At 59.6% G+C, this 13,092-nt stretch carries 10 protein-coding genes; 5 read left to right on the forward strand and 5 right to left on the reverse strand.

Translation table 11 applies throughout. The features are described from left to right. Position 1: 1 nt before the first annotated feature. The 5 genes from qrcC to rfbC form a co-directional block, all read right to left on the reverse strand. A complete protein-coding gene (gene qrcC, locus GM415_RS15865) occupies positions 2-814 on the reverse strand; it encodes a menaquinone reductase iron-sulfur cluster-binding subunit QrcC (protein WP_158949908.1) in 813 nt (270 codons plus the stop codon). An 11-nt stretch (positions 815-825) separates the two neighbouring features. Then, on the reverse strand, positions 826-2,775 hold the full coding sequence (gene qrcB, locus GM415_RS15870; protein ID WP_158949910.1) for a menaquinone reductase molybdopterin-binding-like subunit QrcB: 1,950 nt from the start codon (positions 2,773-2,775) through the stop codon (positions 826-828). A gap of 13 nt (positions 2,776-2,788) precedes the next feature. After that, positions 2,789-3,538: a cytochrome c3 family protein gene (locus tag GM415_RS15875; protein WP_158949912.1), complete on the reverse strand. Its 750-nt coding sequence runs from the start codon at positions 3,536-3,538 to the stop codon at positions 2,789-2,791. Between the two features lie 163 nt (positions 3,539-3,701). After that, a complete protein-coding gene (locus GM415_RS15880; RefSeq protein WP_158949914.1) occupies positions 3,702-5,138 on the reverse strand; it encodes a mannose-1-phosphate guanylyltransferase/mannose-6-phosphate isomerase in 1,437 nt (478 codons plus the stop codon). 2 nt (positions 5,139-5,140) lie between these two features. Beyond that, on the reverse strand, positions 5,141-5,710 hold the full coding sequence (rfbC, locus tag GM415_RS15885) for a dTDP-4-dehydrorhamnose 3,5-epimerase (RefSeq protein WP_158949916.1): 570 nt from the start codon (positions 5,708-5,710) through the stop codon (positions 5,141-5,143). Positions 5,711-5,893: 183 nt separating this feature from the next. Here rfbC and GM415_RS15890 point away from each other — a divergent pair, with 183 nt between their 5' ends. The 5 genes from GM415_RS15890 (at position 5,894) to GM415_RS15910 (ending at position 13,084) form a co-directional block, all read left to right on the forward strand. Beyond that, positions 5,894-6,466: a CvpA family protein gene (locus GM415_RS15890; protein WP_158949918.1), complete on the forward strand. Its 573-nt coding sequence runs from the start codon at positions 5,894-5,896 to the stop codon at positions 6,464-6,466. 45 nt (positions 6,467-6,511) lie between these two features. Next, on the forward strand, positions 6,512-7,318 hold the full coding sequence (gene mazG / locus GM415_RS15895; protein WP_158949920.1) for a nucleoside triphosphate pyrophosphohydrolase: 807 nt from the start codon (positions 6,512-6,514) through the stop codon (positions 7,316-7,318). A gap of 422 nt (positions 7,319-7,740) precedes the next feature. Beyond that, complete coding sequence (locus GM415_RS15900; RefSeq protein ID WP_158949922.1) at positions 7,741-8,031, forward strand: hypothetical protein; 291 nt, start codon at positions 7,741-7,743, stop codon at positions 8,029-8,031. A 284-nt stretch (positions 8,032-8,315) separates the two neighbouring features. Further along, positions 8,316-10,817 (forward strand): bacteriohemerythrin, encoded by a 2,502-nt coding sequence (locus GM415_RS15905; RefSeq protein ID WP_158949924.1) that lies wholly within the window; start codon positions 8,316-8,318, stop codon positions 10,815-10,817. Between the two features lie 308 nt (positions 10,818-11,125). After that, the gene (locus GM415_RS15910; RefSeq protein WP_158949926.1) at positions 11,126-13,084 is read left to right on the forward strand and encodes a sigma-54-dependent Fis family transcriptional regulator; all 1,959 of its coding nucleotides are present in this window, start codon (positions 11,126-11,128) and stop codon (positions 13,082-13,084) included. The last annotated feature ends 8 nt before the right edge of the window (positions 13,085-13,092 follow it).

Below are 13,092 nucleotides of genomic sequence, written 5' to 3' on the forward strand. Positions count from 1 at the left end.
TTTAGTGATGGCCGCCGCCATCGGCGTTGTAGTTGTCGCCCTGCTTGCGGACCCATTCACGTTCGCTCATGTAGTAGACCTGCGGAGCCAGGCCAAGCTTCTCGAGCAGACGGAATGCATGCTTGCTGCGGGACAGCTCGTAAACAGCATGTTCCGGGTTGTTGAGATCGCCGAAGCTGATCGCCTTGGTCGGACAGATCTCGGTACAGGCGGTGACGTACGCGCCATCAGGCAGGTTCATGGGATCCTCGCCGTTCTGGCGAGCTTCATTCTTGGCATCCAGGTAGCGGGAGTGGCAGAAGTTGCACTTCTCGACCACGCCGCGCGGGCGCACGGACACGGAGGGAGAGAGTCCCTTGTCCATGCCTTCGGGCCAAAGCGGATCCCACCAGTTGAAGTACCGTGCGTGGTAGGGGCAGGCAGCCATACAGTACCTACAGCCGATGCATCGGGGGTAGATCTGCGAGACGATGCCGCCCTCTTCGTTCTTGTCCGTGGCCACGACCGGGCACACAGGCACACAGGCGGGGTTGCCGCACTGCATGCAGGGCCTGGGCAGGTAGGCGGTCTCGTGATCCGGGAAGGCCTTACCGTTGGACAGTTCGTAGACGTTCATCCAGGTCAGGGTCCTGAGCTTGTTGGTCGCGTCGTCGCGATCCTTGGTCAGTGCCTGAACATAGTTATAGGGGTCCTTCTTGGTCATGGGAGCGATATTGTTCTCCACCTGGCAGCCGACCATACAGGCGCCGCAGCCGGTGCATTTGTCAATATCGATGACCATGCCCCATTTGATCTTGAATTCTTTTAATTGCATGTCGGTTCCCCTTAGATTTTGGCGACGTTCACAGTGGAACCGGCCCAAGTGGAGGCGCCAGTGGCGGCCTCCGAGCTCACCGTGAGGATCTTGTAGACATTATCGCCCTTGCCCTTCGAGAACTCGTCGCCGACGGTGTGTCCCATGCCCAGGGGGGCGGCCACGGTGTCGGTCATTACGCCCTCGAAGATCTGAACCAGCGCTTCGCACTCGCCGGCGCCGCCGGAGAGCTTGATCGCGGAGCCGACGGAAACGCCGAGCTTCGCGGCCGTGACGGAGTTCAGCATGACCACCATCTTCTCGCCGAGAAGCTGGTTATTGCTGATCGTACAGGGAGCGTTGGGGGTCGTGGCCTGGTTGGCCGTACCCACGTTCAGCAGGGTGTAGGGAGCCAGGCTTATGGCGCCGGAGCCCTTGACGGGAATCGCGGCCTTGCCCAGCACGGCTGCGGCCAGAGACACTCCGGAAACGTCCGCAGTGTCCTCCAGGACGTAGGCGGCACCCTCGGTCAACTCATCCATATCCGCGCCAATGGCCGCGACCTTGGCTTCGATGACCTCATCGAAGGTCTCGGCTCCGAGATCGGCCAGGCCGAGCACGAAGTCACCCGCGGTCATGACGTCCAGCGTCGGCTTGCAGACCGGGCCACCCAGGGAATAGGTGGCGGCGGCCACGCCGTAAGGGCTGGCGACGTCCTCGAAGCGCTCGAAGGAGTGCGGAGTGGGCAGGACGAGATCCGCGGCAGCGGTAGTCTCGGTGTTAACGCAATCGAAGGCCACGGTGAAGCCGGCCTTGACCTGGTCGGTCAGGGCATAGGCGGGGTTGGCCTCGTAAACAAACAGCAGGTCGGTATCAACGCCCTGCAGGATGTCCTGCTTGAGCATGTCGCTGCGGGACATGGCCCCGGACAGAGCCTTGCCGAACTCGGGCAGCACTTTCATGCCGCCGCCGAGCAGCAGGTTGAGGGCAAAGGCCGCACAATGTGAGGCCACGGAACCGCCGGGAACGACCACCGGGCTGGAAGCGGCCAGAAGCTGCTTGGCAACGGCGGCCAGGACATCGGCCTTGACGCCGGTGGCGGCTTCGACCTTGGCCGGGGTAAACCCGCTCATGACCATGGCCTTGAACTGGGCGAAATCGGCCGCGGGCACGGACTTGCCAGCCTGCAGCACATAGTAGCAGAGGCCCAGGGTGAAGGCGGCCATGCCTTCGGCCGGAACGGGCACCCACTTGGAGGTGACCGAGGCGGTCTTGGTCTGCATGGGACCGGCGAAGATGAACTTGCCGGACTCGTTGGCGGCGAAGGCCTTGAGGTTAGCCACGGTGGGGCCCCAGGATTCCAGGGCGTCCGCGCCGGCCAACAGGACGACGTCGCTGTTTTCCAGGTCATATCCGATCTGTCCGGAACCGCCCATCAGGCCGGCCCACGCCTTGCTTGCCGCCTGCATGTCGCAGGGCATGGCATAGAAGGCGTCGCTGCCCTTTTCAGTGAGCAGTGCGGAGAAGACTTCGTTGACTGTGCCGGTCTGGTCGCCCGAAATGACGGCGACCTTGCTGCCGGCTGCGTCCAGCTTTTCGGCGACGATCTCCTTGGCTTTGTCCCAGGAGATGGCCTCGCCTTTCAGCATGGGCGATTTGATCCGGGTCGGGCTGTTCTTAACCTGCACGCTGTTGGCGCACAGGGGGCAGACGCCCCCGCCGGAAAGCGGGTTTTCCGGGTTGCCTTCGACTCCGAAGGCCTCGCCGGCAACGGTACGCACCTTCACGGCGCAACCGGATTCACACATTTTCGACACGGTAGGTAGGCCTTTGGTTTCCCCGTATGTCAGTTTGGGAATCCAAGGCCAATTCTGCGTCCAGATGGACACATCATCAAGGGCGGTCCACACCGTCGGTGTAAAAAGGATACCGACGGTCGCGCCCGCGCCCAACTGTAAAAAAGCTCTGCGTGCTACGCTCATTATCAGTACCCCTTTACTTATGACAGGTGTAGCATGCGTTGGGCTGGCCCTTGAGGGCGTGGCACCGTTCACATTTCCACATCTTCATGGTCATCTTGCTGTAGCCGGACAGAATATTGCGCTCGAATGCCGGAGGAACATCATTTTCATGAATGTCCTTCAGGTGACACAGGTTGCAATTCTGCTCGGGAGCATCTCCCTCGAACACGGAGGGATCCACGACACTGGCCAAGTCCTTCTTCATCTCGGCCATTTCCGCGATATCCAGCCCTTCGTGAGCCTTGTGGGAGAAATAGACGTTGTCGGGCTGGTACTGGTAGTTCAGCCAGGGAACCTCACGACCCTGGATGAGGTACTTTACCACGTACTCCCGCTCCGCCTTGATTTTGTCATCGTCGCCGGAAAGCAGGTTGTCCTCAATGGCACCCAGTTCCGCCTTGATGATTGCGTCGGTGTCATTCGGATCAATGCCTTCGTCGGCGATGGCTTCCATCGCTTCCTCGGGATCGACCGCGTGACATTCGGCGCAGACTTCGTTGGTCGGGAATCCGGCATAAGAACCGTCATCCCGGAAAAAGTGACAGCTTTCGCAATCCATTCCCTGGCCCTCCACATGGACCGCATGGGAAAACCACACGGGCTGCTCTACGTCTTCGTAGAACAGACCGGGCAAAACCGCCCAGCCCAAAATGCAGGTGGCCAGGAAGCCGATGATAAAGGGTAGTACCCCTCCACACCGTTTCGATGCTTTTCTTTCCTCCATAACCTCGCCCCATCACTCTAAAGTTTATGTGAAAATCACACCAATTGAACTACGTTCCCATACGGTAAGGAACGATTTGGTGTCAAGACAATATGAATATTTTCACGATCTCCACAAAAGGAAATCCGAAGGGATATTCAAAGGCTATGAGATATTATCCGGCCTATGAAGTTTTCCCGACCCGCCCGTATTCGTCGTCGAAACGGACAATGTCATCCTCTTCCAGGTAAGGACCGGATTGAATTTCGATAATATTGAGAAGCACCTTGCCGGGATTGGCGAGACGGTGCTGGGAGGCCTTGGGAATATCCACGGACTGGTTCTCCACCAGGATGCGAGGCTCGTTGTCCACCTCCACCTCGGCGGTGCCGTCCACGACCACCCAATGTTCGCTGCGGTGGTGGTGCATCTGGGAACTGAGGCGTGCGCCGGGGACCACCTGGATGCGCTTGATCTTGTAGTGCGGCCCCTCCTCCAACACCGTGTAATTGCCCCACGGGCGATGCACGGTTGGATGGCTTTCCACCAGTTGGCTCCCCTGCGCCCTGAGGGTCTCAACCACGTCGCGCACCATCTGCACGCGGGGCATGGGGCATGCCAAAGTGGCGTCACGCGTCTGGACCATGATCATGTCTTCCACGCCCACGGCGGCCAGCTTGCCTCCCTCACTGATGAGCAACGAATTACGACAGTCCAGGGCCAGAACATCACCCTGGATGACGTTGCCGTTCGAGTCTTTCTCACCCAGGCGGTACATGGCTTCCCAACTGCCCAGGTCATCCCAGCGGAACCCGGCCCGCACCACCGCGATGTTATCGATCTTCTCGACCACACCATAGTCGACGGATATGTTCGGAATTTCACGATAGGCCTGCACCAGGGGAACCTCGTCCCGGGCCATCCACCACTCCCAGAGTTCGGGCTGGCATTTAGCCACCTGGGTCAGAAAATCCTTGATCCGAAACAGAAACATGCCGCTGTTCCAGAGATGCCGTCCCCCTTTCACGAAGCCCTCGGCCGTTTTCAGGTCCGGTTTCTCCACAAACCCGTCAACGGCACTGGCGCCCTCGCCCAAATCCTCGCCCAGAGTAATGTAGCCGTACCCGGTCTCCGGGTGGCGCGGCTCCACGCCAAAGGTGACGAAATGCCCATCGGCTGCCAGCCTGGAGGCCCGCTCCAGGTCCCCGGTCCACGCCTCGCTGCCACCAATGAGGTGGTCGGACGGAAACACGGCGGCAAGGGCGTTCAGGTTGTCCCCCGCCACCCTATCCAGCCCGAGCATGATCGCGGGCAGTGTGTTACGCCCCAGCGGCTCGGCCAGGACCTGGCTCTCCAGCCCCGGATCCATGGCGGTTATCTGTTTGCGGACCTCGAAGACGTGCTCCTCATTGGTCACTACCCAGATGCGCGACGGTTCAAAGGCCTCCAGCACTCTGGCCACGGTCTGCTGGAGCAAAGTCAGTTCCCCGCCCAGTACCAGCAACTGCTTGGGCAGGAGGTTGCGGCTCAAAGGCCACAGCCTGGTGCCGGAACCTCCGGCAAGAATAATGGCGTGGCATTCCTCGGCGAACTCGACCTTCACGGCATCGGGCTTGTCCATGGCTATTCCTCGAAGATAAAGGGGGAATCGAAATCCGCCAGCCGGGGGAGCCGGCGATCCTTTTCGGAAAGAATGGGTTCCCGACCCCGGAGGGCTGGCGTCCAGTCCATGGCAACGTCAGGGTCGTTCCAGGCGATGCCGCCCTCGCATTCCGGGGCATAAGGCGCGTCCACCTTGTACTGAAATTCGGTGTCCGGCATGATGGTCACGTAGGCATGGCCGAACCCCTTGGGAATGAACATCCGCTTGAAGTTGGCGGCGGACAGAATCACGTGTCGCCACCGCCCGTACTGCGGCGACCCCTTGCGCAGGTCCACGACCACGTCGAGCACCGCGCCGCGCGTCACCCAGACGAGCTTTGCCTGCGCAGCGGGCGGAGTTTGGAAATGAAAACCGCGCAACACTCCCGCGTCGCGCGAATAGGCGTGATTGTCCTGGACGAAGTCGCAATCAATGCCGAGGCGGCGAAATGCCTCCTTGTTGTAGCTTTCCAGAAAGAACCCCCGTTCATCCTGAAAAACCTTGGGTTCAAGAACGAGAAGTCCGGGAAAACCGGTCTCGTAAACCTGCATCGCGCCTCCTTCCTTAGCGTGCTGACAACTCTCGGCCCGTATAGCCGAGTTCGGAAACGGACACAACCCCGGTTCCGAAATGCGGCCACAAAAACCGCCACCCCCTGTTCACATTTCCGCCATGGTTTGTTAGGTCCTGTTGCAGAGAGAAAAATCACCTTTTTCATACAGGAATCCCTGCTCATGAATTTTCTGGACATCATCCTCATCTGCGTAGCCGCCCTCTTTGTCCTCCGGGGTTTCTTCCGGGGCCTCGTCAAGGAGGTCATCTCCCTGACGGCCATCATCCTCGCCATCTACCTGGCCTCCAACTTCCAGTATCTGCTGGTTCCCCACCTGGAGCTCTACATCGACAGCAAGGTCACGGTGAGCGCCCTCTCCTACGTGGTCATCTTTTTCGGCACCCTGATCGTCTGCTGGGGCATCGCCAAGATCATTCGCACCATGCTCGACATAGCCCTGCTCGGCTGGGCGGACAGGGCGGCGGGCGGCGTGTTCGGCCTGATCGAGGGCGTGCTCATTGGCCTGATCATCCTCATCGCCATGCAATCCTTCGCTCCCGAATCCAAGGTTCTCAAGGACTCGGTCATAGCTCCCCGGGCTCAGCACATGGTAAAACTGGTCGGCGACCTCGCCCCCCAGTCCATGCGCGACGTATTCGAAAGCCGGGGATTCTCCCTGCCCTCCCGGGAATCCATGCTCGACACGGCCAGGCAAACCATGGGGCTTGACGACGAGGAAGACACCGGGCAGTAATCCCTCTCCGGCAATCCAACCACAGCATCTCCAAGGAATTACGCCATGAGCGGAAGAAATAATGACGGCCACGGACCGGCTCTCCGAGAACTCCTCGACATCATCGACGCCCTGCTCGGGCCGGATGGCTGTCCCTGGGACCAGGAACAGACACCGACATCCATGTGCGACTATCTCGCGGAGGAGACCTTCGAACTGATCGAAGCCATCCGCAGCGGCGATCGGGGTGAAGCCTTGGAGGAGCTGGGCGATACTTTGTTCATCCTGCTCTTCATCGCCACCAGGTTTGAAGGCGAGGGCGCGTTCTCCCTGTCTGATGCCCTGCGGGCCAACGCCGCCAAGATGATCCGAAGGCATCCGCACGTCTTCGGAGAGAAGACCTTCGATGACCGCCAGGCGCTGCTGGACAACTGGGAAGCAACCAAGAAGGTGGAGAACAAGGGCACGTCCAAGAAGCGGGTCTTCGACTCTCTGCCCAAAGGGCTGCCGCCGCTGCTCAAGTCGTACCGGATCAATTCCAAGGCCGCCCGCAATCGCTTCACCTGGCCCACCGACGAGGATGTGGAGGCGCAGCTGCAGGATGAATGGCGGGAGTGGAAGGACGCCGAGGCCGAGGGCGATGCCGCCGCCATGGAGCAGGAGTTCGGCGACTATCTGTTCACTCTGGTGGAACTGGCCCGGCGCAAGGGCATCAAGGCCAACAGCGCACTGGATTTCGCCAACCAGAAATTCCTTCGGAGATTCGGCGCAATGGAAGAATTGGCCGAATCGCGTGGCAAGGACCTCGATGATATGGACCTGGACGCGATGAACGCCCTCTGGGATGAAGTCAAGGACGGGGAACAAGCCTAGGAGAAGCTATCCCGCCAGCATCCTGATCAATACAAAGACGGCGAAACCCGCGCCGACTGCCGCATACAGCAATGCTCAGGGCGAACACGACGTCTTGAATTTTCGGAGGATGAGCCACACCACCCCGCCCCCAGCGAGTATGGCCGATATGAGGATTATCCACGATTTCATTGCTTCCCTTCCTGTTATTGAATGCATTGAGATATACCATGCCCGCCAATGGCGGGCATTCTTTTTTTTCACCCCTAAAGATCTGCCGTTTTTTGCCGATAGGACTGATGAAGGAGTGTTGTACCCTGCGCCGGACAGGTAGTGCAGACAACTCCACCCCGCGCTCCGCAAGGAACGTGGAGGAAAATTTTCCCGTCTTCAGGGATGGGCAAAAGGCGTTATTTCCAGCCTGTCGGCAGGGAGGGTAGTCCATGACCATGGCAATCGGAGGGTTAGGAAACCCGGCACCGTTCGATCAGCAGACCTTCGGTGCTGCCGTGGTTTCCGAGACCCTGGACATCATGAACAATACCGGCAGCGGTTCGACCCCGGCTCCTGTGGATAAGGAATCCGCCGAAGCTGCGGTCGTTGCGACCACATTGAACTACATGAACTCCGGGTCGTCTTCCAGCGATCCCGCTGGCATGGCCCAAAGTTACGACTTCCAAACCGATGTCCTCGGCGCGTACGCCAAGGGCAATCTCGTCAACACCATGATCTGACGGAACGGAGATAACGCCACGAAAAGGAACCCCGCCTCTCTGCAGAGAGGCGGGGCAACTTGTTCAAGCTGTATGCACAATGATAACCAGAACGATTTCTTTGACAGCCAAAACCACTCATGACAGTATCCCGGCCCGGAAGCGACGTGGACATCCCCCCTTTGAGATCGCACCTCCCAACGCTCCCCCATGCAAACCCGGCGACGACAACCGTATAACGTTTGTTCAAGAGATGATTTCATGGCGCCGGTGACTTTGATTTACACTTTTTATTGGAGCCCGAAATGATTCAATCCTTTCGCACTTTTCTGGCTATCCGAATCGCCGCTCTCATCGGGCTGCTGATAGCGGGCTGCCTCGCCTTTTATGTTTTCGAATCTTCCGCCATTGAGACCAAGCTCAAGGCCCAACGAGCCGAGATCATGGGTAAGATCTTGGCCCAGAAGCTGGCAAACAAGCGGGACGTTGGTATCACCAACGCCATCTCCCTGGCCTCGGACGGCAGGCTGGCCACCATCGTCGAACAAGGAGACAAGGCTGCAGGACTGGAGGAACTCGGACGCATCGGAGAGTCCTTCAAGGCCCAATCCAATTTCAAGGGAATAAAAATTCAGCTTTTCGACAAGAAAAAACGGACCTTTCTTCGCAACTGGCAGCCCGACGATTCCGGCGACGTCTCCGAACCATTGATCCCCCTTCTGGACAAAGCCGACTCCACAGGCAAGGCCGTGGCGGGCCTCACGGTAGACAAAAACGGTTTCTTCATCCGTGGGACGAGTTCCCTGAAACTGGACGGCAGAACCGTGGGTTACCTCCAATTCCTTCAGGGCGTGGGCAGTGTCTCCCGGGATTTCGAAAAGGAAGATATCCTTTACTCCCTGCTGCTGACGCCGGAAGCGGCTTCCAGGACTTCCTCCCTGGATAACAGCGCCTCATTCGAAGGGCTTCGGCTGGCCAACAAGGCGTGGTTTTCAGACGCCGTCCTGGCCTCCCTGCGTGAATTCAACATCAATGCGGTCATCAAAAACGGCTACCTGCTGGAAGAGAACTTCTTCGTCGCGGCTATTCCGGTACGGGATGTCGACAACAAGCTGATCGGCTACCATATCCTTGCCGAGCCACCGGCTCTGGTGGCCCTCCAGATCCATAACGCCACCTCCACAGCACGGATGTTCCTTATACTCATGGCCTTGGGTTTCGCACTGATGGGCGTATTCATCAGCTTCATGCTGAACAGAACCCTGCTCAGCCCCATGCACGAACTGGCCGAACACGCCAGAGAGGTGGCGGAAGGCGAAACCGACCAGGAGTTCACCGGAGACAATCGCTTCGAACTGGGCACGCTCACCGGGGCAATCGTGACAATGATCGAAAGCCTCAAGCAGCGCACCCTGACGGCAAGAGAGCAGGCGCAACAGGCTCAGGTCAAAAGCCGGGAAGCCAACGCCGCCCTGGAAAAGGCCAGGGAGAGCGAAGCCCACAACAGCAACCTGCTGAAATCGATGCACAAGGTTTCCGGCAAGGCGGAACAGATTTCCCACGAGGTACTCGACGCGGTCAACGCACTCTCCAAGGAAGTGGACATGGTCACCCAGGGCGTGGAGATCCAACGCGACCGTATGGCCGAAACAGCCACAGCCATGGAAGAGATGACCGCCACCGTGACTGAAGTGGCGCAAAATGCATCCCATGCCGCGGTAAACGCCGCCAACTCGAGCGACAAAGCCATCACCGGCGCACAGGGAGTAAGCGAGGCGGTCTATTCCATTGAACAGATCGGCACTCGCATCCACGCCCTCCGCGACACAATGGGCCAACTGGGCGAACAGGCCTCATCCATCGGCAAGGTCCTTAACGTCATCACCGATATCGCGGACCAAACCAACCTGCTCGCGCTCAACGCGGCCATCGAAGCCGCCCGGGCAGGCGAAGCCGGCCGAGGCTTCGCCGTGGTCGCCGATGAGGTTCGCAAGCTCGCCGAGAAGACCATGGACGCCACCAAGGAAGTGGGTAACGCCATCCTCTCTATCCAGGTAGCGGCTCAGGAAAACGTCAAGGCCGTGGAATCCGCTGCCGAAGACATCACCAAGAGCACCGAGGCATCCCGGGAGGCGGGCCGGTTCATGGAAGAGATCGTCGCCATTGTGGCCGAGACCTCCGGCCAGGTGGATTCCATCGCCACTGCTTCTGAAGAGCAGTCCGCCACCTCGGAAGAAATCAACCGCGCAGTCAACGACGTGAACCGCATCGCCTCGGAGACCGCCGAAGGCATGCTCCGCTCCGCCAACAACCTGGGCAGCATCACCGCGCTCATCAGCGAACTGGACGCCATGGTCCAGCGAATGGCCACTGTGGAAGCCCTTGAGACGGCTCACAGTGACGACCTCATTCCGTGGAGCAACCGGTTGTGCATCGGCCTGGACTCCGTTGACAAGCAGCACCAGAGGCTGGTGGAACTCATCAACCAGCTCAACAGAGCCATGAAAAACAAGGCGTCCCAGGGAAAAATGGTGGAGATCGTCAGCGGCCTCGGGGAATACGTGGTCACCCACTTCGGCTACGAGGAAAAGCTGTTCGACAAGCACGGCTATCCCGAGACCCCGGGGCACAAGGACCTTCACCGCAAATTCGTAGCCAAGGTCTCGGAATTCAGTGATGCCCTGGCCGCCGGAAAGACCACAGTCTCCATCGAGGTAATCCAGTTCCTGCGCGAATGGCTCACTGAGCATATTCTCGTTGTGGACAAGGCATACGTCCCGTTCCTCAAATCCAAAGGTGCGCGATAACGCTTTCCGAAAACACGCCACTAACGTTATTAATCAAAAGCCCTCCTCGCGAGGGCTTTTTCATTTTGGCCCCTATGACCATATCCGTATTGCCGCATAATTGTTGGCGCAGTTCCCGAGCCGAACGGATCAGGCCCAACGCATACGCCCTACCCGAAAAAAAGTCCTCGCCGGGCACGGCAACGATGTACCTTTGCTTGATTTTTCGCTATGGGAAGAATCAGGCTCCTTCCCGACGGAAGGGAGCCGAGGGAAGGGCTATGGCCCCATGCGGATGCCGCGCAGACAGTACCATTCAAGGTTAACCCATGAAAAAGATACTATATCCTCCTCTTTCCAAGGAGCACAAAGCCTGCGTCAACGCGCAGTGGCGGCAATTCCAGGCAGGCTACCCCGTGGACACGCTCGTAGTGCGCCCGATGATCCTCGCCTCATGGAAACGGTGCCGCGAGGCCAGACTCCCCAGCCAGGCCCTGCCCCTGTGTCCCATTGACGTCCCGGCCCTGGAGCAGGCCACGGCCGAGAACAGGAACCTGGTGGAGAGCGCCAAACACCTCATGGACAAGCTCGCGCACTCCATCCACCTCTCCAAGAGCGTGGTCACCCTGGTCGACACCACGGGGCTGGTGCTCCACGCCTCGGCCACGATCCAGGACCTGGAGAACGTGCCTTACGGCGTTCCGGGACGGCGTTGCGACGAGGCTACGATCGGCACCAACGGCATGGGCCTGTGCATCATCGAAAAGAAGGCGGTCCACGTCATCGCCTCCGAGCACTACAGCGCCACGCTGCACTACCTCAGCTGTTCCGCCGCGCCCATCTACAATGCCGACGGTCAGTTTATCGGCGCCATCAACCTGGCCATCAACACGGAAAATTTTCATCAGCACACCTTGGGCCTGGTGGAGGCGGCGGCCCACGCCATCGAAGAGCACCTGCGACTGCGCAGCCTCGTGCGCAACCAAAAGGTCATCATGGAGTTGCTGGACGAGGGGGTGGTCGTGCTCGCCAGCGATGGAGTTGTCACCAACATCAATCGTCAGGCATGCCAAATGCTCGGCCTGAGCAAGCCACCTGTCGGAGACAACATCCAGGCGCACATCCTGTCCAGCAGTCTGCTGCAGTCCATCCTGACCCACCGGGCGTCCTTTCATGACCGTGAGGTCGCGTTCCAACTGCGGGAGGGCAAGCTCTCCTGCGCCCTGTCCTGCGTGCCCTTCGGCGAAACGGGCGTCATCCTGACCCTGCGCGAGGTCAAGCGCATGCGCAACTACGCCGCCAGGGTGGCCGGAGCCAAGGCCGTCTACACCTTTGACAACATCGTGGGTGCGGCCGACTCCCTGCACGAAACCCTGCGCCTTACCCGAGTAGCATCCCAGAGCGACGCCACGACCCTGCTTATCGGCGAGTCCGGCACGGGCAAGGAACTCTTCGCCCAGGCCATCCACAACGCCAGTGACCGGCGCAGGAACCCGTTCGTGGTGGTCAACTGCGGAGCCCTGCCGCGCAACCTGGTGCAAAGCGAATTGTTCGGTTATGTGGCCGGTGCGTTTTCCGGCGCGCTCAAGGAGGGCAGCCCTGGCAAATTCGAACTGGCCGACGGCGGCACCCTGTTCCTCGACGAGATCGGAGAAATGCCCCTGGAGGCCCAGGTCAGCCTGCTCCGACTACTCCAGGAAAGCGAGGTCACCCGCCTTGGTGGCAAGCAGGCCAAGCGTATCGACGTGCGCATCATCGCCGCCACCAACAAGGATCTGCCCGCCGCAGTTCGCAACAAGGCGTTTCGCGAAGACCTGTATTACCGCCTTAACGTACTCACCATCAACATCCCGCCCCTGCGCCACCGCGAAGGCGACGTGGAATTGCTGACCAGGGTATTCCTTAAAAAGTTCGCCGCCACCCTCCGCAAAAAGCACCTGCGGCTGTCGCGGGAGGCCATGGAGGCGCTGGATGCCTACCCCTGGCCCGGCAATGTACGCGAACTGGAAAACTGCATCGAGCGGCTGGTGAACGTGGCCAGGGGCGACACCATCGATATGCCCGACCTGCCACAGGAGATCGTATCCGACATGGTCAGAAGCCCGCTCTCCCCATCTTCGCCCGCCATGTCGCTCAAGGGCATTCAGAAGGCGCTCATCCTGGACACCCTGCGCGAAACCGGAGGCAACCTGCGGCGCGCCTCATCCATTCTCAACATCTCCCGCACCACGCTGTACACAAAGCTCAAGCAGTACAGCATTGAGGTGGACACCTTCCGGGACCAATAAGGCGCTCC

Source organism: Pseudodesulfovibrio cashew, from assembly GCF_009762795.1.
GTDB classification, from domain to species: Bacteria; Desulfobacterota; Desulfovibrionia; order Desulfovibrionales; family Desulfovibrionaceae; genus Pseudodesulfovibrio; species Pseudodesulfovibrio cashew.

Coding starts and splice junctions, on each gene's coding strand:
- qrcC (WP_158949908.1), bottom strand. CDS start 814: ATGCAATTAAAAGAATTCAAGATCAAATGGGGCATGGTCATCGATATT.
- qrcB (WP_158949910.1), bottom strand. CDS start 2,775: ATGAGCGTAGCACGCAGAGCTTTTTTACAGTTGGGCGCGGGCGCGACC.
- GM415_RS15875 (WP_158949912.1), bottom strand. CDS start 3,538: ATGGAGGAAAGAAAAGCATCGAAACGGTGTGGAGGGGTACTACCCTTT.
- GM415_RS15880 (WP_158949914.1), bottom strand. CDS start 5,138: ATGGACAAGCCCGATGCCGTGAAGGTCGAGTTCGCCGAGGAATGCCAC.
- rfbC (WP_158949916.1), bottom strand. CDS start 5,710: ATGCAGGTTTACGAGACCGGTTTTCCCGGACTTCTCGTTCTTGAACCC.
- GM415_RS15890 (WP_158949918.1), top strand. CDS start 5,894: ATGAATTTTCTGGACATCATCCTCATCTGCGTAGCCGCCCTCTTTGTC.
- mazG (WP_158949920.1), top strand. CDS start 6,512: ATGAGCGGAAGAAATAATGACGGCCACGGACCGGCTCTCCGAGAACTC.
- GM415_RS15900 (WP_158949922.1), top strand. CDS start 7,741: ATGACCATGGCAATCGGAGGGTTAGGAAACCCGGCACCGTTCGATCAG.
- GM415_RS15905 (WP_158949924.1), top strand. CDS start 8,316: ATGATTCAATCCTTTCGCACTTTTCTGGCTATCCGAATCGCCGCTCTC.
- GM415_RS15910 (WP_158949926.1), top strand. CDS start 11,126: ATGAAAAAGATACTATATCCTCCTCTTTCCAAGGAGCACAAAGCCTGC.